Annotated in this window: 13 protein-coding genes and 2 pseudogenes; 5 read left to right on the top strand and 10 right to left on the bottom strand. The window is 41.1% G+C overall.

The features are described 5' to 3' along the window. Positions 1 to 681: 681 nt before the first annotated feature. Positions 682 to 873, top strand: a pseudogene (locus ASJ81_RS16965) (ISH3-like element ISMma1 family transposase); the annotation flags it as partial. A gap of 367 nt (positions 874 to 1240) precedes the next feature. Here the strand turns inward: ASJ81_RS16965 and frhB are convergent. The 3 genes from frhB to frhA all read right to left on the bottom strand — a co-directional run bounded on the left by frhB (position 1241) and on the right by frhA (position 4622). After that, positions 1241 to 2116, bottom strand: coding sequence for a coenzyme F420 hydrogenase subunit beta (frhB, locus tag ASJ81_RS16960; RefSeq protein ID WP_095645389.1), 876 nt, complete (start codon positions 2114 to 2116; stop codon positions 1241 to 1243). After that, positions 2109 to 2888, bottom strand: coding sequence for a coenzyme F420 hydrogenase subunit gamma (gene frhG, locus ASJ81_RS16955; RefSeq protein WP_170943373.1), 780 nt, complete (start codon positions 2886 to 2888; stop codon positions 2109 to 2111). The genes frhB and frhG overlap by 8 nt, the downstream gene beginning before the upstream one ends. Positions 2889 to 3245: 357 nt before the next feature. Next, positions 3246 to 4622 (bottom strand): coenzyme F420 hydrogenase subunit alpha, encoded by a 1377-nt coding sequence (gene frhA, locus ASJ81_RS16945; RefSeq protein ID WP_245860243.1) that lies wholly within the window; start codon positions 4620 to 4622, stop codon positions 3246 to 3248. A gap of 840 nt (positions 4623 to 5462) precedes the next feature. Here frhA and ASJ81_RS16940 point away from each other — a divergent pair. Together ASJ81_RS16940 and ASJ81_RS16935 are read left to right on the top strand one after the other, a co-directional pair. Continuing rightward, positions 5463 to 6011 (top strand): hypothetical protein, encoded by a 549-nt coding sequence (locus tag ASJ81_RS16940; protein ID WP_141241787.1) that lies wholly within the window; start codon positions 5463 to 5465, stop codon positions 6009 to 6011. After that, positions 5954 to 6181 (top strand): annotated as a pseudogene (locus ASJ81_RS16935) (AtpZ/AtpI family protein); the annotation flags it as partial. The gene ASJ81_RS16940 and the pseudogene ASJ81_RS16935, both read left to right, overlap by 58 nt. A 375-nt stretch (positions 6182 to 6556) precedes the next feature. Here ASJ81_RS16935 and ASJ81_RS16930 read toward each other — a convergent pair. From ASJ81_RS16930 to ASJ81_RS16900, 7 genes are all read right to left on the bottom strand, one after another. After that, on the bottom strand, positions 6557 to 8983 hold the full coding sequence (locus tag ASJ81_RS16930; protein WP_245860242.1) for a plasma-membrane proton-efflux P-type ATPase: 2427 nt from the start codon (positions 8981 to 8983) through the stop codon (positions 6557 to 6559). 794 nt (positions 8984 to 9777) lie between these two features. After that, positions 9778 to 10752: a glycoside hydrolase family 130 protein gene (locus ASJ81_RS16925; RefSeq protein WP_095645383.1), complete on the bottom strand. Its 975-nt coding sequence runs from the start codon at positions 10750 to 10752 to the stop codon at positions 9778 to 9780. Positions 10753 to 11131: 379 nt separating this feature from the next. Beyond that, complete coding sequence (gene tes / locus ASJ81_RS16920) at positions 11132 to 12619, bottom strand: tetraether lipid synthase Tes (RefSeq protein WP_095645382.1); 1488 nt, start codon at positions 12617 to 12619, stop codon at positions 11132 to 11134. A gap of 1037 nt (positions 12620 to 13656) precedes the next feature. Beyond that, positions 13657 to 14127: a universal stress protein gene (locus ASJ81_RS16915; protein WP_095645381.1), complete on the bottom strand. Its 471-nt coding sequence runs from the start codon at positions 14125 to 14127 to the stop codon at positions 13657 to 13659. Between the two features lie 767 nt (positions 14128 to 14894). Beyond that, on the bottom strand, positions 14895 to 15911 hold the full coding sequence (locus ASJ81_RS16910; RefSeq protein WP_095645380.1) for a type II glyceraldehyde-3-phosphate dehydrogenase: 1017 nt from the start codon (positions 15909 to 15911) through the stop codon (positions 14895 to 14897). A 172-nt stretch (positions 15912 to 16083) separates the two neighbouring features. Continuing rightward, positions 16084 to 16299, bottom strand: coding sequence for a ferritin family protein (locus ASJ81_RS16905; RefSeq protein ID WP_245860241.1), 216 nt, complete (start codon positions 16297 to 16299; stop codon positions 16084 to 16086). A 447-nt stretch (positions 16300 to 16746) separates the two neighbouring features. Beyond that, positions 16747 to 17988 (bottom strand): phosphoglycerate kinase, encoded by a 1242-nt coding sequence (locus tag ASJ81_RS16900; protein WP_095645379.1) that lies wholly within the window; start codon positions 17986 to 17988, stop codon positions 16747 to 16749. Positions 17989 to 18878: 890 nt separating this feature from the next. Between ASJ81_RS16900 and ASJ81_RS23375 the strand changes: the two genes are divergently transcribed. Then, positions 18879 to 19079: a hypothetical protein gene (locus ASJ81_RS23375; protein ID WP_212556103.1), complete on the top strand. Its 201-nt coding sequence runs from the start codon at positions 18879 to 18881 to the stop codon at positions 19077 to 19079. Continuing rightward, positions 19076 to 19183 (top strand): DUF2795 domain-containing protein, encoded by a 108-nt coding sequence (locus tag ASJ81_RS24700; RefSeq protein WP_095645378.1) that lies wholly within the window; start codon positions 19076 to 19078, stop codon positions 19181 to 19183. Before ASJ81_RS23375 ends, ASJ81_RS24700 begins: the two co-directional genes overlap by 4 nt. Positions 19184 to 19285 lie beyond the last annotated feature (102 nt).

Raw genomic sequence — 19285 nt, 5'->3', positions numbered from 1 at the left:
TATACTGTGTAATTTGCGTGGGTTGACCTCAAACTGACTTTAGAGCTTACTGAAATTTATCTCAATCTTCCACAGGCTTATACAGAATCCATCTGAAAACTTCCCTCCACGCCCGCATGTTTGCGAAGTGAGCAGATATCGGGCGGTCGCTATCCAAAAAATAAAAACTTTGTAGAAGATCTGTTTTTTATTTAATTTTTACAAAGTCTTGAATTTATACATCCGATATGTCAATTTTATGCAAAAAGCTAACAACTTTTTTTGATGGGATATGCTAAAATATCCAGAATCGATAAGAATTTAGGAATTTGTGATGCGGTTTTATTTGCTGTAAAAGGCAATATCAGTTTTTTGAGAATTATTCTTTAAATTTATCAGCATATATCTGTGAATGTCGAACGTACTCTATTACTGTACCATCCAGATGTTTCACTGTCATATTTTGACCCGTAGGTACTTTTTTAGGCCCTCGAATAATTATAGCACCATTCATGCGTCTTCGGTTAAGTGAGGAATCGTGATAAATTGCACCGATTTCTTCAACATTTATCAAATAGTCTAATAAGTTGTAAGTTAGAATAGGGCATCGATTTCACGTAAATAGGCCAAAATTTAAGGCCGACTTCTAATGCAAAATTGATAGCCTTCAGGCAAGAAAATTCCTTAACCGATGACCAATGGAATGTGTTTAAGTCAGTTCTTGACATTACAGCATATCAAATGAAATCAGTAATCAATCAAGACATTATTAAAGCAGTAATAAACGGAATTGATTCGTTATGCAATATTCCAGTCAAGTCATTTCTTGATTGCTTAACGAAATTTAATAAAGAAAGAAATCGAGCGCTTCGCGCTCGATTAAGAAATATATAACTTATAAAATAAAATCAAAAAAAAAATCATAAAATCAGTTAGTGGAGACTATACACAAATTATACTTCAGGACTGAAATATACTGAAATATTTAGAACAAATTATCAAAAATAAAATCAGAATTGATAAAACGAAGATTTTTCTCATCAACTATTAAGGAAAAATTGTAAATGAATGAGAATTGTCATTCGGAACTACAACAAATCGGAACTACTGTGTCAACAAAAAAGAATTTAAGAAAAAATAACAATTTTCATCATTCCTTTTTCCATTTTGGTTTTTCAATAATTGTCAATGGGAACCCATCCCCATCCCCGTATTCAATGTAGATAACGCAAATTACTTTCGCTGACGAAAAAACTGTTTTTCAGGCATAAGGATCCCTTAACGCCTTGTTTACACCAAAATTCCTGCGCTCCTCGAGCGTCTTCCTGTTCTTGTCGATTTTCTCCTTCGCGAGCTTCATGACGAGCCCAAGACCGGGTTTGACCTCTTCGATGGGCTTTGTCTCGAACATGCCGTCTGCGATTGCCTTTAACCATACTTCATTCCCTTTTTTGGTGCGGACGAAGACCGTGGACCAGCCGTCCGGGCTTCCGACCGAACCGGTCGATATGTCGGCGAGATTGGAAACGTAATCGAGGCAGACATGGCAACCTGGCTGCTCGTACTTGTGCGTCTCCTTAAGAGGCACGGTGGAGACATTTCCGCGCTCGGTGTGGACAAAGAACTTTCCCTTCCCAAACTCCATCTTCTTCACGGAGCTGAGACTCTGGTTTGCGTGGTCCTCGACAAGGGCCTGTATAGAATCGTATGGAAAGTTCACCATGCAGAAGAGCCCTACTGTGAAAGCGATCTTTCCGGGGACATCCCGCATGTTGATGGGATAGAGTTGAGCCTTCCTGACCGCCTGCATCTGGCAGCAGACGCCGGTGATCCCAACCTTATCGAGGCCGAAAGACCGGGTTGCCTCCTTGAGCCAGGAAATCTGGGGGCTGATGTTGTACTTCGCCCTTTGCGCCTTGAGGATGTCCTCACGGGTCATCGCAACAAACGGCCTGGGCTTCCAGGGCAGGTCACCCTCGCGTGCTACAATAGCCCCGTCGATGATCCCCTGCTCGAGTGCATAAACCATGAGAGTGGTGGCGATTCCACCGTCCTGAGCTTTCTTGAGGATCTCCTTGTCCGTGCTTCGTGCTGAGACGCATGTCATGTATTTGCCGAGATACGGATCTTCAATCATCTCTCTCCCCTTCCTTAAGAGCTCCAGCAATTATCTCGTTGATGGCTTCGAATTCAGAAATCACATCGGAGTTGAAGAACGACCTCGGACAGGCGCCATAGCAGGAGCCGCACTTGATGCAGAGGTTAAGGTCACCCTGCGGCTTCCCGAACTCGTGCGTGATCGCCCGCACTGGACAAGATGCAGCGCAGATGCCGCAGCCTATGCAGAGGCCCTGGTTAATCACGTCGTTCATCAGGTCGCAGAAGCATCCGGTTGTGCTGCGCTTCGCAAGGTCCATTAGGGGCTTTAAGTACCTGCCCGCAAGAGCCTTCTGATCCTCATTCCCCTCAAGGAGCAGGTACGCCATGACAGCGACGTTCCTTATGAGCTCCGGGCTCGGAGGGCATCCTGGGATGTAGACATCCACGTCAATGAGATCTCCGATGGGAAGGTAAGACTCGTGTTGGGGCTGGTTGTGCTGCCCGCCGCGGCAGAACCGGGTGATGTTACCATAGCTCGCGCAGGAGCCAAGGGCCACCACGATCCTGGACTTCTTCCGCGTCTCCTTTATATCTTCTACCGATTCATGGTTCTGGATGCAAACCGATCCCTCGACGAGTGCCACGTCCATCTCCGGGATACGCCGGACGTCAGCAAGAGTGAGGCAGTAGACGAGGTCGGCATAGTCGTCCAGGATCTTGAGAAATCCCTGGTAGTTATCGGCCACGGACACGAGACAGCCGGTACAGCCGCTCAAGTGTACATGCCCGAGCTTGATCTTATTTGCCACTGGTTTAGCCTCCTTTGTAGCTTCCACCTTCTAAGCAGTTCCATAGTTAATTCCGATTTCCTTCAGTATCTCGGATTTCAGTATCTCGGATTTCAGTATCTCGGATACAGCATCTGAAATGGCTCTCTATACCTCGTCTGTAATCCGTATGACCATCTCGAGGTGACCATCTCGAGGGCAGAAATGTATTTCTTCTGGTATGCAAGGACCCGGATCTGGATATCGTCCTTAGTATACTGGATCGGCTCGGTCAGATCCCAGGAGTGGACATTCCTGTAACTCCCCACGAAGATCTCGTTAACGGTGAGCCCCCTGAGCTTGCGGATCCCCCAAAAAATCCGCAAGTTTCCATTCCTTTCACCACTGCATGAGTTTTTGGGCGACTACTCTATCCTCCTCGTTAACCACTATCATATGGGTTGCACACGAGACGCACGGGTCATAGGCACGGATGACCATCTCGGCGATTTGCCAGGGTGCTCCCGTTAGAGCGCGGCTGCAGGTAGGGAAATTCCAGGTGGTAGGCACAAGCATCTCGTACCGCAGCACCCTCCCATCCTTCACCCATGCGAGGTGGACGTCGGTCCCGCGTGGGGCTTCGTTTGCGGCCCAGCCCATGGATCCGTTTCCCAGAGGGATGTTGTCAGCAAGGACCTTGCCAGAAGTATCCAGGTTATCAAGGCAATTGAGGATGGTATAGCAACAGTCTGGGTACTCCATCTGCCTGGCGATGTGCTGGGCGAAGGTGCCTTTCTCGGCGAAGTGCTTGAAAGTAGCGAGCCTTGCCCTCGGGCCGACCTCAACGGGCTGCCCGTCGTAGGTCGGAACAGTGTTGCAGGCCTCCATCCGAGGGTTAACCCTGGTGTCGACCTTCGTGGTGCCGCCGATCGGATAGCTCGGGTCCTCAAGATCGATGGTTTCCTCACCCATGTACCAGTCCCATGGTCGAGTCTCCTTCCACCTGGTAAAATCCCACATGGGCTTCTCGTCCAGACTGGATGAGCCGTACATTGGGGCTGTGGCCATGACCCCCTGGTTGTGGTATCCGAGCGTCTTGGGAAGTGGGATCTGCTTGCCTGCGACCTCGACAAACTCCCGGTTCTGCATGTTCCTGGTGACCTCAAGCATAAACTCCATCTGTTCGTGGACAAGAACGAGACCTTCCTTCGCCAGGTCAGCCATCTTCTTCTTTGCCCGGGGACTCACGTTGCGGTACATCCCGCCGACCCTCGGGTTTGAAGGGTGGATAGCCTCGCCACCTGCAACGGATCCAATGGTCTGTGCAATCTCGCGGATGCGGAAGATCCTCGCAGCAACGCTCCTTAAAGGCTGCTCTCTGGAAAACGGGTTGATCTTCGTCTCCGTACCCGGGATGTAAAAGTCCGGGAGGATCAGGACATTGTGCAGGGCATGGCTGTGGAGGCGGTTTGCTGCATGGAGAATGACCCGCAGAAGCTTTGCATCCGTGGGGATCTCGCAGCCGATAGAAGCCTCCATGGCCTCAATGCCTGCCAGTGTGTGGGCAATGGGACAGATACCGCAGACCCGAGAAGCAATCTTCGGAACCTGATCCATCGTCTTACCTATGGCGAGCTTTTCAATACCCCTGACCGGGGTAGTGGAGAGCCAGTCTCCTCGCTCGACAATACCCTCATCATTTACCTTCAGGGTGAGCTTGGAGTGGCCTTCATGTCTCGTAGTTGGAGAGATCTCTACAACTTTTGTCAATGGCATGCCTCGTTTTCTATTCGGTGTTCTTCAGGCTGTACCGTAGTTAAGGCATTTTCTGTGTGATTATTCTAAGATAGGGCCCTATACACCCTATACATAAAGTACGTTAACCCCCTCTTATTTTCTCCAGTTCGCAGCTATAGTTTTTTTCGGTTAAAATACAAAAAATTTTGATCAATTTAAAATTCACAAAGCATGGTACTCCTAAAACAATATTTACAACAGTCCTGAGCTCCTGACTCATCGAACTTTCCACATGAGAAAGGCGAGGTTAAAGTAGTGGTTAAAGTAGTGATACATTTGGTACGTTAAGGAATGGGATCTTCAGTATATAGACAAAGCTCAGAACGTTATGAGCTATACCCCCGCGTCTAAATCTAAACCTGGACAGCAGATTGATCTGAAGGATTTCTTAGTGCTGTGCCTACTAGTGTTTCGTGTCAAATTTAAATCCGTAAAGAATTATATTTGTTGTTTTATAATAATCTTGTGCCTCTTATAAGTTACACATTTTTTGGCTCCAAGTGCTTCAGTTGCCATCTGATTAATCAAGCTCTGAAACTGCAGCGTATAATTATTAAGCATTATTATATATATTTAAGAATAATAATTTTTAGGATATATGTAGCACTGTGCCGTTATCCATGAGGTGACTGAAGGAAAAGATCCACAATGATAATACTTACTGCAGATGAGACAATGATGAGCAGATACAGAGGCGGCATATTTCTTGGATTTTCCACATGTTCTCCAAAAGGCATATTGCCTGACTGGCTTTACTTCGCCGCCTTTGCACCGCCTGTTCAAAGATCGAAGGGAAGGGCGGTTACAGCGGATTTTGGCTTGAGGGTTCTTGAGGCATCTCTTCTCAATAACGGTTTTAGCGAGGAAGAAGTAGCAATAGTTCATCCCAGAGATATGAAGAAGATGATTGGACCGGATACGAAGATCATCGCCATCGGTGCTCATGATCCTCTGGGCATTAACCCTCCTACATCTACATTCGTGGATATGGTCAGAACAGGCCCACCGTATAACAGAATAAAATTCTTAGAACTCTTGGATACTTTGTCCAAAATGAATGTCAAAGTAGTTGTAGGAGGTAAGGGTGCCTGGCAGGTGGCTGATCCTGTGATTATGGATAAACTTGGAATCGATTATGTCCATCTTGGTGAAGGCAAGATATCCGTTCCCAGGATGTTCAGATCCATTGTCAATGGTGAGGATGTGCCCAGAGTAGTGACAGGCGAAGATGTTCCGGTAGAAGTTATACCCAAAATTCTCGGGCCAACTACACACGGCCTTGTGGAGATATCAAGAGGCTGCTGCAGGGGATGTGCCTTCTGCACTCCGGGCAGATACAAGCCATTTGGGCCCGTCAGATCCGGATAAAAGCCGAACGCAAACTCAGGGCACAGCGCCATGTGGATCGGACTATCTGGCTTGGTTTAGGTATGATGGGGGTCATAGGCTGGTCGGTAGCAATTCCAACACTGATTGGTGCTGCACTTGGTTTATGGCTGGATAAGTACTATCCAGAGAGCTTTTCCTGGACACTCACAATGATGATTATCGGTCTGTTTATCGGCTGTTTGAATGCATGGTACTGGGTGGTCAGGGAGCGGCGCGAAATACTACAGGAACTGGAGGATTGATAGTTGAGACCTTTTATGTTGAAGTCAGCAACGTTACTCATCCCTGATTCGATGATTTTTAACGATGAGGTTTAATCAAACTCAACAACACCAATCGTGTGCATATAAAAGCTGATGCCTGTAATTGTTGTCGCTTAAAATCATTTGAGAACCTCTATATATTTTCGAGACTTTTTAATATCTTCTGGGATCGCCAAGATTTACCATTAATTCCGCTAGCAATTGACTGCAATCACTCAAAAACCAGAAAATAATAAAGAGTCTCATATTTTCCTTAATCTTTTAAATTTCAACCCTTTGGTCCATTATCTCATAAAGTTTCACTTTCATGAAATCGGTTATAACAAAAGCCGCCAGTGCGTAGATCCAGATAAAACCTGCCAGTTTCCATCCAATTGGAGATATATAAAATCCATACACTGCAACGAGTGTTGCCAGCACTTTTGTAACCACTGCAGCCCAAAAAAGAAGTTTTCCCGGAGGAGGTGACCAGAAGTGCCCCCGATTGCGAGCAACGAAGATGGTAAGATGCCCGGCTACTGCAAGCTTCAGGAAAATAAAAGACTGCAGTACACCTGGATCGAGGTAAAGAATCCTGGCTCCAATATAGTATATTGCGAATGAAACAATAACGCCTATAATTCCCAGAAAGGTGGACATCCTTACGACTTCACGCATGTTCCATTCTTCTGGAATTTGGGAATATCTCACGTTATCATATGCGATAGCCATTATAGGAGCATCATTGAAAATGGCAAGCAAAACAATCATTATAGCGGTAATGGGATAAAAATTAAACACAATTATTGCAGTAGCAATAAAAAATAGCACCCTTACAGTCTCAGCTATTCTATAGATGGAATAGCTCTTCATCCTCTGGAATATCTTGCGGCTTTCCTTTATCGCATTAATAATGGTAGAGAGCCCTGAGATTGTAAACACTATGTCTGCAGCGGATTTTGCAGCATCTGTAGCCCCTGCAACAGCAATTCCGGCATCAGCCATTTTAAGGGCAGGGACATCGTTAACTCCATCACCTGTCATGCCAACAATATGTTCTTTTTTCTGAAGGAGCTCAACGATCCTGTATTTGTGCTCGGGAAAAACCTGAGCAAATCCGTCTGCCTTCTCTACAATTTCCTGGGCTTTAGAATCTGGTTTTTCTACAAAATCATCAGCTGTAACTATGTTTGTGCCCAGGCCTACCTGGCTTGCTATCTCTTTAGCAATGGCAAGATGATCTCCAGTTACCATTTTCACGTCTACGCTAAGGGAGTTTGCCGTCTTTATTGTCTCAGCGGAATCTTCATGTGGTGGGTCATAAAGTCCAAAGAGCCCTGTAAACATGTATTTTCCTTCCTCTTCTACACAAACTCCCAGGGCGCGATATCCTTTTGAAGCCATAGAATTTACTTTTTCTTCTACCTTCTGCCTTACTTCTTCTTTATTGCTTGACATTTCCAGAATAACCTGGGGTGCGCCTTTAGCAACTTTAAACTCTCCTTCCGGCCCTTTGACCGTAGCCTCAGTGTGCTTTATAACAGGGTCAAATGGCGTGAATTTCTCGACTTCATAAGTTTTTATTTTGTCTTCAAGGGATTCTGTGTCCTTTGCTTTCTGGAGGATTGCATTGTCAATAGGGTCATTATCTTCTTCCCTTGAAGCCAGAGATCCATAGATAAGAAGATCATTTTCTTTGAAATCTCCGAAAGGCACTAACTCGGATAATTTTAGCTTGTTCTGGGTAATTGTACCGGTTTTATCCGAACATAAAATATCCATCCCTGCCATTTCCTCGATGGAGACCAGTTTGCTGACAATAGCTCCTTTTTTTGCAAGTTCAGTAGCTCCTACAGCCATTGAAACGGACATTACTGCTGGAAGAGCTGCAGGAATTGCAGCGACTATCAGCACAAGAGCAAACTGGAGGGTTTCCAGAAAAGGAGTATGCCTGAAAAGCTCTTCTACAACTAAAACAATTGCAACAATACAGCCTGCAAGGACAATCAGGTAGTTTCCAATTTTGAGGACAGCTTTTTGAAAGTGGCTCCTGGTCCGAATTTCAGCCACAAGTTTTGTTGTCTCCCCAAAATAGGTATTCATGCCGGTAGCCACAACCAGAGCATTCATTTCACCTTTCTGGATCACAGATCCTGAATAGGCAATGCCATCAGATTTTTTCTCTACAGGCAGGGATTCTCCTGTAAGGGCTGACTCATCTACCTGCAGATATTCCCCTTCAAGGAGCTTAAGGTCAGCAGGCACGACATCCCCTGAACGTATGCGGACCACATCTCCAGGAACAAGTTCTCGTGCAGGTTTTTGGGTCCATTGTCCTTCTCTGAGTACTCTGGCATTCAGGGCCATTTTCTTCTTAAGGAGCTCAATCGCATTGTCAGCCTTATGTTCCTGCCAGAACCCCACAACCCCGTTTAAGATAAGGAGCAAGGAGATGATCACAAAGTCTTCCCATCGATGGATAACACCTGAAATTGCAGCTGCCACTTCGATCATCCAGGGAATTGGACCCCAGAAATAACTTAAAAATTTTATAAGTGGATTGACCTTCTTTTCGGAAATTTCATTATAACCATACTGCTTAATACGGTTTTCAGCTTCCGATGAAGATAGTCCCTTATTACTGGAATCAAATTTTTTCAAAACTTCATCTGCAGGCAAATCCTTTATTTCAGTAACTTTGAGCTCCAAATTTTCCCCTATATATAGGCCCCCAATCCGTGTTCTCCCATTATAAAATGCCCAAAATTCAGACTTATTTTTCCTATCGATTTCTTCTCTTGAACCTGTAATTTTTGCGGTTGTAAATCTGTATTATAAACCCGATCAAATTCCTATTTATAACATAGAAGCAGACAAAATAAAAATATATGACATAATTTATAATTTATTATTGACCAAGAAACCCTGGACCTTACCTATGCTGGTAATTTAGAGAATGAAAACCAGTATCTCCGAATGATATATGGATTTTATATGCAGCAAGCTAATGTTAATTAAAAAGAGTAGAGTCTTTCCTGTATTTTGCAGAATCACTTTCAATACTAAAGGCTCACTATCAATCGCCCCTGTTAATCCATTGACCTATACCCCCCATGTCGCTGATTCTCAAGGGGGGTGGTCGCTTACTTGTTACAGGACTTACGCATTTGAAGTACAGGTCAAGAATATTAGGCGTTGTGAATGATTTGGTGTTTTAAACAGTTAAAGGTCTAATAGTATTGATTTTTGATTTCAATCGCGCAAGTCCTACATTATTTGTATCTTTTCAGGTATTTTTTAGAATTTACCATGAAACTTTGAAACTCAAAGTAATGTTTGATTTAACCGGTTCAGATGAACAGCTCTCCCTGTTTAACTTGATATAAGTTGACCATATTTTGAATTGTAGGTTAAACCAGGTCCAGAAATTTCATTAAATATCCACTAAATCTAATTTAATTACCTTCTTTTTAGGTCAATGGATCTTTTCCTGTTTTCCTCAACTATTTGTAGTATTGTTCAGGGCATTGTTCCCCAGGACATTCACGGATATACTTCATAACATCGCTCATTTTTGCACTGGCCATTGCTACGGACATATCTGCGCTTCCGTAATAAATGCGGAGTTCGTCGCCCACAAGGATCCACCCACAAGGAAAAACAACGTCATTAACGTCTCCAGTCCGCTCATACATTTCACGGGGCCCGAAAACCCAGCCTTCAGACCTGTGGAGCACTTTTGTAGGATCTTCAAGATCAAGAAGGGCAAGTCCGAGCCGATAGCTCTTTTTAGATGTTGTCTGACGTACCCCATAGTACATAATTAACCATCCATCAGATGTTTTCATTGGCGGAGGCGCCAGTCCGATTTTACGGGCATCCCACCATCCTCCTTCTCGAGCGTATAGAAGGACCTCGTGTTCTCCCCAGTATTTCATATCAGGCGAAAAAGATATCCAGATATTTGCCTTTGCACCCACAATGTTAGATACAGGCCTGTGTAACATTGCCCACTTGCCATTAAGTCTTGTAGGAAAAATAGCAGCATCTTTGTTTTCAGGTGGCATGATGGCCCCCAATCTCTCAAAATTATCAAAGTCTTCGGTATAGGCAAGCGACGTTAATGGACCAGAGTCCGAATAAGCCGTATATGCTATAGCCCATTTTCCAATCTCATCAATGTAAGTTATACGCGGATCTTCGATACCGTATATTTCTTCAGAATGGTACGTTGGGTCCGAGGAAAAAGTTGGTTTGGGATCAATTTCCCAACTATCTATTCCATTCTTGCTTCTAGCTACTGTAAGATGAGAAAAACCTCTATGGTCTTCAACCCGTACCAGTAATATAGTTGTGTTGTTAACCATAACCGCTGCAGGGTTAAATACCGAACTGACATTATACGGCCAAGAATTAACGGTCAGTATCGGATTCTTCTTACATCTTACAAATAATTCTCCTTCATCTTTCCAGATCATATTATTCCCCATTCCTCCTGATTTAGAGCCTATCCCAAAATGCTATGACGAATTGCAGATATTACAACTGGCCAAATACACAATTTGAATAGCGCTAGATATCTGATAATACTAATATTATAAACCTATTCTAAATTAAGACACGCTTTTAATAACTTAGGATAAGCTCTAAGTTTTAGAATAAGCATTAGAGAAGTAAAAGAAGCAGTCTTATTATCAAAGAAGGCGGGAAAACTCTTCCTCAACACTTTCTGGCTTTCACTGGAAAGTGGCAGGTGGGGGATGTAGTTTACTCAGCAATCTAAGTAACAATTATTCCGTTACCGAAAATTACTAAGCTTTTATATATTTTAAATCCGTTTTGATCTTTCTAAATCTGTCATTCTTGTTCGGATTCGTGCTCCTGTATATAAGGCACAGAGTACTTTGATTCTACGGAGTCTCTATGAAATATGTTATATGTACAGAAAGGAATTATTCTTCCATCTGGGATGGCATAATGTACTCCGCATTTTTTGATTCTTTCGAGATCTATGTTGTATAAATCCTGAAAGTGCATTGTTCCGAGGAATAGTGTATTTCTGTGAAAACGTGAGGTATTTTCCATGTCACCTTTTTTAAGGACACCGAGAATCATCCGTAATACATTTATCGATTTTGGTCCCTTCTTCTCGTCAATGTACCTTGGAACTTGCTTCATGATCTTTGCAAGAGTTAAAACTCTGCTAACTTTTCCATTCATCTCGGAAGTTGCTTCCGCCAGGAATTCAACAAAACCTTCCACATCAAGAAAACTTGTAATTGGGATAAAGTGCCCTTCTTCAAAGAAAACATAGGTTCCAGCACCACAGTGTGGGTGAACTGTCAATTCCGGAATAGGAACTTTTCTCATAGATGACAGGAAACGACTTATCGGAACCACAAAGGATACCGGATACCAGGCATCACAGGGAATCTCTCCATTAGTCTGTTCTTCCGCAAGCTTTATGACATCAGATATGGTGATTCTCTTCTGTTCTCTCTGAGACTGATCTATTCTTCCTGTAAATGCAATGGGCTGGAAGTTCACTCCTTTTACAATGTCAAGATTTTCGGCTGCATAACGAATAATCCCCCCTATCTGGGAGTCATTTACACCTTTTGCAAGAGTAGGCACAAGTACAATACTTTCAGGCCCAAAACCTCTGCAATTTTCTACTGCTTTTTTCTTTAACGGTAGAGAGTTGAAACCCCCATTTTCGATATAAGGTTCTGGAGTAACCCCGTCAAAAGAGAGATAAATAGTACGCAATGTAGCGTCTTTTAACTTTTTGCAGTATTCAGGGCTATTCGCAAGACGAACCCCGTTACTTGCTACCTGGATTTGTGCAAAACCCAGCTCCTGGGCCAGTTCAATTATCTCCGGAAGGTCATCTCTTACTGTTGGTTCTCCGCCGGAAAACTGAATGGCAGAGCAGGGAACAGGTTTCTCGTTTCTTAGTGTTTCCATCATCTTCCTGATTTCTTCGAAACTTGGTTCGAAAACGAAGCCTTTTACTCTTGCATTTGCGAAACAGACAGGGCATTTAAGGTTGCATCTATTAGTAACATCTATGTTTGCAAGCAAAGTCCCTGATTCATGATACTGGCAGATCCCACAACCAGAAGGACAGTTTAAAGGACTGGAACTCTGGAAGTTTGAAATTCCTGCTCCTGTATATGAGTACTTTTCAAACTTCCTATAGAGTTCAGCATCTGACCAATATACATCCCTGAAATTCCCATGATCAGGACATTCTTTTTCCATTATTATTTTACCATTTTTCTCAAATATCGCAGCTTCAATAATTTTTTTGCACTCTGGGCAAACCGATTTTGTCAGTCTCATATTTCCACCCCTGTCTCATATTTCCACCCCTAACTCTATCCCAAATTCTACCCCAAATTCTACCTCTAATTCTTAATATTAGTAATCCAGTCTGTGATAGTAGGGTGAAGTTTTTGATTACGCAGTCAGGTGTCGAAATATGTTTTTTATGATTTTTCCATAGCTTTAGCTGCAAATGATTATTGAATTGTCAGAGTTATTTCAGTTAACTGTTAAAGTCCCGGTCACGAAATGGCTATAAACTTTTTTTTGTGTAAAAATCTAAATTCAAGATTTTATTGAATAAAAATTAACCAAAATCAAAGCTTTGTAAGATGAGATTTTGGATCATAAAAGGAACATAATTGAGACATTTCAATTTGCAAACAGTCCTTAAACACTGAACCTATCCCAAAACCAATATAATGCCAGAATAGGAATTATAATATTGGCGATAATAGTAGATTAGATAATGTTTTGGGATAGGCTCACTTTCTAATCCATTATCTTGCAAAAATAACCTTTCCGACATTACGTAAACTATTCCTTTCACCCACCATCTTGAAAATTGTTCTTTCTTTTCCCCCATTTAATAAGTAAAGCTTTAATATTATTTAAATCCATTGAATATAAATTATAGATAATGGAAAAAGTAAAAGAGTCACGTAAAAGAGTCTTTTTTCTAAACATTAAAGTGATTCTATAAAAGAGACCTCATACTCAGGTCTCGTTTTTGGGGTTTTGCAACTGACATTATAAAAAAGTAGTTAGCCTAACTGGCCCGAAGTCTAAGTACAAAGTCTAAGTATTTTCATGCAGATAAAACGACTCAGTACCAAAATCTAGTGATGGATGTAAAATTCAAAATCACTAGATTTTGTAAATGGTCACCATCCGTGTAATACAACTTAATGATTCAAGTCTTTAGATAGCGAATATTGATTTTGATAAAAACTGGATTCTTCTTGCTAATTCAGATTTTCTATCAAAAATGCAAAAATCACTGGATTTTGGAACAGAGTCGATAAAACAATCACATTCACAACTTATTAGATAAATTATTTGCCTTTTTTAATAGCTTCTCCTCTTACAACAAGTACTTTTACATTAGATTGTCTAATCACGTTTTCAGCTACACTTCCAATCAAAAACCTTTGGACTCCAGACCTTCCCTGTGTGCCTATGACGATAAGATCAATGTCGTTTTTTTCTGCAAAATCAACAATTTCTTCTGCAGGGTTTCCTTCAAGAATTATGGACTCAACCTTAACGTTTGCAGCTTTTCCGACACTTTCAACATAACTTGTTGCGTCCTTGCCTTCTGCTATGAGCCTATCTTTAACTACCATGTCCCATTCTTTATTTTTAGAGTGAACTAACGAATCATAATCTCTCTGTGAGATAACACTCACAGCATAAAGCTTTGCCTCGTTTAGTTTTGCAACTTCAATTGCTGTAAAAACTGCTTTTCTTACCAGTTCCGAACCATCGGTTGCAACCATTATATTCCTGAAAACAGTATTTTTCATGTCAAACTCCCCTTTCCTTTTCGTTCCTTATGTCAATTATAGGATAATAATCACTTATATATTATCAAGGAAAATGAATCTATTAAAGTCAGCCAACTTATTAAATAAACCTAGATAGAACTTATGCATCTCAAAAGCAAAATCAGATATGTGTATAATAAATTACTGTTCAGACCGTTAAACTTTTTACATGATTCAAATTTCAGTTTAAGTTTTCGGATTATGTTCAATTTGAAAATTAAAAGAGATTTTATTACTTAAGCCCAAGATACTGAGATAAGTATTACTTCATGAGTTTTCCATTGAGAAGCTAAGATAGTAACACCATAGAAGCGAAAGCTCCCCAAGAGACGCCAAATACCAAAAGGTGCAGGTATTCACAACGCCTTCAGAAGGGCATATTTTAGATTGTTTGGGTTTTTCACTTAAGAGTTTTTACTTTAACATTAATGATTCTTTTACTTTAAATTAATAATTTTCAATTTTAGTAAATCCAGAATAGGACTACATGGTTGAAGAATTTCTGTAAATCATATTAAAGTTATGTAGAAATCTTCTAAATAACGAGCTCCATCAACTCGAAATGAATAGACGATTCTTTATTTGGCTGTTTTCAGCCACCTAGAGTTAGTTTAGATAGATTTTCTAAAAAACCCTGGTTTTCAGATACAAATTTCTGAGTTTTAATAATAGGACTCGAGAGATTCAGATTAAGTCTCCGAGTCCTTAAAAATTCAATTTCGGTAGAGACTTTTTATTCCACAACCTTACTTGTTAGACAATCCAATAGCTTTGTTTGTTTTCTCGATCGATTTCGAGCCGTCACTTTCCAGTTCCATCATTGCCCTTATAGCATCAACGTTTTCCGGAACTACAATGGATTCTTGATGGACAGCATGGAAGAAGTAAAGCTCTTTTTCAGTCACTGTAACGGATTCAGGCCAGATACAGAGCTCCCACATATCGTGTCTTGGGCGTTTAATATCCCGCGCAAACTCAATTATTTCGGCTGTTGATGTGATTCCCTCCCCTACTAAACGAATCCTGGACTGGGAACCAAAGATATTCTTAACATCTTCTGCAGTGCAGTCCTTATTGACTTCCATATTTACAGTATGCACATGCATAAGAGTTGTCGGGACTTTTGTAGCTCCAGTCGTTATGTTAATGTGTGGGAGTACACTTCTTACATCAGGTCCGTGGTGAGATGGAATCTTAACCGGATTTAGTACGATTGCGTCAACAGGTCCCTTTTTAATTTCACCAGGATCGACTGCTCTTCTTGTGAGACTTACTCTCACCTTATTTACTTCGAGCTCTCTGTCTATAGTTGAAATAGCTCTGCAAAGTGCTGTCGTGTTACATGAGACGACTCTTGTCAGGTCACGACCTACAGCCTGTTCGTAATTACTCTCAGCATTAAAGGAAAAACCTGAAATGGTATGACTCTCGCCCCCCTGCCAGATTGCCTTTATCCCGACTTTCTCATACACAGGCTTATTTTTTTCCCCAATCCCCCCTGGAGTGCAGTCCACAACCAGGTCAGATTTTTCCAGCATCTCTTCAATAGTTCCGGCTGCCGGCATTCCTGCTTTCTCAAAAGCTTCAATATTCTCAGCAGGGGCATATATGTCATATCCTAGCCGATGTGCTACTGAAGCCTCATAGTTTGGTTTTGTCTTGGAAACTCCGACAATTTCCATATCGTCCTGAGCCTTAACAGCATCTGCAACCCTTTTACCTATAGTTCCATACCCGTTTACCGCAATTTTTGCTTTAGCCATTGTTATCCTGTCCTTTTTAGTTATATCTTAGGATTATATGCACTTAAAGTCCAAAATCAGGCACATTAGATGTAATGGTTATTTGTTTCTCAGGCAGGCGAAGGTTAACAACATCAAATTCTCAGTTTAACTGCTAACTTCCATGTTCAGTTCAGGAATTCTAATTAAGACCCTATCCGAATAAGACCCTATCCGAATCGAGGTGTTTTAACTCCCAAAAACGATCTCCTGCGTGTATATATTCAGTATGAGTGATTGCTCGGAACAATCGAGCCACATTGCTAAGTTTTTCTAATTCGGCTTGATTTGCAAAATGCACATACCTCATATATGCTCGACTCTCTCCCCCAAATGCGTTGATAAGATTCTGCTGTGTCATCAATCTCATTTAAAGCCCCCCTTCAATAAGTTTAGTAATCTCGTGTTTCAGGACTTGCGTATTTTAGCGCAAAAAAGCATGAGCAAGCTGTTACAGTACAACAGTTAAAAAATTATAATATCCCATGCTATTCTTTTTAGTTTCCCACGTAAGTCCCAACCATTTGCATTTGGGTATAAATAAATAAAATGTCATAGAATACAAAGCCTTTTGCATCAGTTAATTGTCTAAAAAGTAAGTAATCAATCTAAAAAGTAAATAATTAATCTAAAAAGTAAGTAATTAATCTAAAAAGTAAGTAATTAATCTAAAAAGTAAGTAATTAATCTAAAAAGTAAGTAATTAATCTAAAAAGTAAGTAATTAATCTAAAAAGTAAGTAATTAATCTAAAAAGTAAGTAATTAATCTAAAAAGTAAGTAATCAAAGATCCCTTTGAGGAAATATAAGAGACCATTTAACCTTTATGATACCTGGATGCGTTGTTTTTTAGAGCCGTAATCCCTGGCAAGGGCTCACCAGACAGATAGGTTATGCTCGCACCTCCACCAAGGCTTATGTGGGAAAACTTTGATTCTAGACCAAGTTGATCAATGGCATCTAAGGTATGCCCTCCACCTGCGACAGAGTAGCTTGCTTGAGTTGCAGCCTTAAGAAGTTCATCTGTGCCAAGCCTGAACTTGTCTAGCTCGAAAATACCAGTCGGGCCGTGAAAAACGCATAACTTTGCGTCCTTAATGTACTTGGAATAATTTTCAATGGTCTTCTGACCAATGTCAGCTATTGGAAGATTTTCTTCTTTTATCCTATCCACTTTAACTTCTTGACGTTTGCCACCATTGTTTAACGCTACATCCTGAGGTATGACTATCTTGTCTGAATACTCCTTGAGTAACCTGGAAGCGATCGGGATCTGGTCCATATATTTCTCATCTTCAATGAATTTCCTGTTGACCTCACCTACATCGATGCCCGTTGCCATAATAAATATTGTAGCCACTACTCCGGTGGTAAGGATCTTATCAGCTCCATCCCGCTTGAGAATATTAGAAATGGCCTTTATAGAGTCGTTAGCTTTTGCTCCTCCCAATACGAAGATTGCTGGATGCTCATGGCATTTTACGGCTTTATCTAAGCCTGTAATTTCCTTGTCCATAAGGATGCCGGCAACACTAGGCAAAACCAATGTGAACCCTACTACGGAACACTGAGATCTGTGAGAAACCGAAAAGGCATCATTTATAAAGAGATCGAATAGCGGATGCAACTTCTTGACCATCTGGCTTTTAGCCTGTTCCTCAGGAGTGAGTTTTGTGATCTCTTCGGCATTAAAACGTGTGTTCTCAAGGAGGAGGATTTCTCCCTTGGCAAGGGATTTTATAGCGTTCCTTGCACAGGAGCTGAATATATCATCCTCGTAGATCACTTCTCGACCTAAAAGCTTTGTTGCCAGCTTTGCATGAGCTTCCAGGGTAGTGTAGTCCTCATCTCCGGGTCTACCCTGATGAGACATCAAAACTACTTTTGAGTGCTCCAGGGACTGCAAAGTAGGCAAATGACTCTTAATTTTTCTATCGTCCAGGATATTTCCGTTATCGTCCATGGGTGAATTAAAATCCACCCTTACAAGTACTGCTTTATCGTCAAGTGCAACATCACCCATCGTCAGATAGTCTTTTCCAGTTGTTTCCTGAGACATATAGTACCCCCTTCACATAGTGGTATAGATCTGTTTAGTATGAAACTGACTGTAATTTAAGGTGACAGAATTGGTAGGAGGAGTTACCCTGAAACTTTAAGATTCTGATATTTTTGACTTGAAATTGTAAAAGAATCTCTAACTAAGTTATACCAGATTGAAAAAACAGGGACAGCAATGATAGAGTGTAAGGACTTTAACATTTCTTGCCCTTATTCATTTTTCTCCCCAAAAATAATATTCATTTTACATTTTGGGTTTAGATAATAAAAGGCTTTTCAGTTTTCGAAAAAGCTATAACTTATGCTATTGGGCTGAGAAATCAGTAACAAAACTTATTTGGAGCTATAGGAGAATTACGTCAATAGGAGAATTACATTAATGGAGAATTACACTGTATGAGAGCGCTGGTATAAACTTATTACTTAAGTAATTTATTATATGAGTAATATGCATCAGCATAAACTTGATTTTTCTGCTCTCTGTCGACAGCATATTTTTCTGTAATCGGATTTTTTCCTCCTTGCCTTTCAGACAACCTTTTTTAGGGAATCTCTACAAAATCTTAGTTTTCCAGTATCAGTAAAGAAAATAGAATTTCAAAAGTTGATAAATATCCTCTAACAAATCTTTGTTTTGAATTGTTTTTATATAATGAGCCTATCCCAAAAGCCACTTTATTCTTAATCTTTGGGAATTTTCAAAGTTGTTTTCATGATTCTAAGATTGGTTGATTATACGAAATACAAGGCCCAAGAAGTAAATTCAAGTTTTGGGATGAGCTTCAATTATAAATATAATGTTTAATAGAGGTGGACAACAACAAAGGGGAAAAACTGTAGCTACCTGAGTCTGTCAGGTTAAAGTGTAAGTCCACCTGAAGTTAAGTATTGTATCCAGCACTGACCACTGGTCATCTGAAAAACAGGAACGACCTTTCATACCTAATGAAGAAAACAAGCAAGATATGGGGGGAAATTATGAGAACAAGTATGGCTGATGTTCAACATTCACTGGGCGGTATTGATTTTCCTAAAAACAAGAACGAAATTGTAAGTATGCTCAGGAACATGGAGCAAGTAGCGAAATAATTTCTGACTTGCAGCAACTTCCAGACAGAACATATAATAATGCTGCCGATGTTAATGCTGCCGATGTTTCTCAGGAATTCAGCGGAAAACGTTTTGAAAAATAAGAAAAAATAACGATGTTGTAATTAGTATCCTCTTCAAATTCAATGGTTTTTCAACCGCATAAAAAATATAATAGTTTTTCCATTTTCCCTTATCATATTTTG

Source organism: Methanosarcina spelaei, assembly GCF_002287235.1.
Lineage (GTDB): Archaea > Halobacteriota > Methanosarcinia > Methanosarcinales > Methanosarcinaceae > Methanosarcina > Methanosarcina spelaei.
The sequence above is the reverse complement of the archived record's forward strand: the minus strand, read 5'-3'. Positions and strand labels throughout refer to the sequence as shown.

Excerpts from the sequence above, each read along its gene's own strand:
- frhA (WP_245860243.1), bottom strand. The coding sequence starts at position 4,622 with ATGCCATTGACAAAAGTTGTAGAGATCTCTCCAACTACGAGACATGAA.
- ASJ81_RS16910 (WP_095645380.1), bottom strand. The coding sequence starts at position 15,911 with ATGGCTAAAGCAAAAATTGCGGTAAACGGGTATGGAACTATAGGTAAA.
- ASJ81_RS16900 (WP_095645379.1), bottom strand. The coding sequence starts at position 17,988 with ATGTCTCAGGAAACAACTGGAAAAGACTATCTGACGATGGGTGATGTT.
- tes (WP_095645382.1), bottom strand. The coding sequence starts at position 12,619 with ATGAGACTGACAAAATCGGTTTGCCCAGAGTGCAAAAAAATTATTGAA.
- ASJ81_RS16915 (WP_095645381.1), bottom strand. The coding sequence starts at position 14,127 with ATGAAAAATACTGTTTTCAGGAATATAATGGTTGCAACCGATGGTTCG.
- frhB (WP_095645389.1), bottom strand. The coding sequence starts at position 2,116 with ATGATTGAAGATCCGTATCTCGGCAAATACATGACATGCGTCTCAGCA.
- ASJ81_RS16905 (WP_245860241.1), bottom strand. The coding sequence starts at position 16,299 with ATGAGATTGATGACACAGCAGAATCTTATCAACGCATTTGGGGGAGAG.
- ASJ81_RS16925 (WP_095645383.1), bottom strand. The coding sequence starts at position 10,752 with ATGATCTGGAAAGATGAAGGAGAATTATTTGTAAGATGTAAGAAGAAT.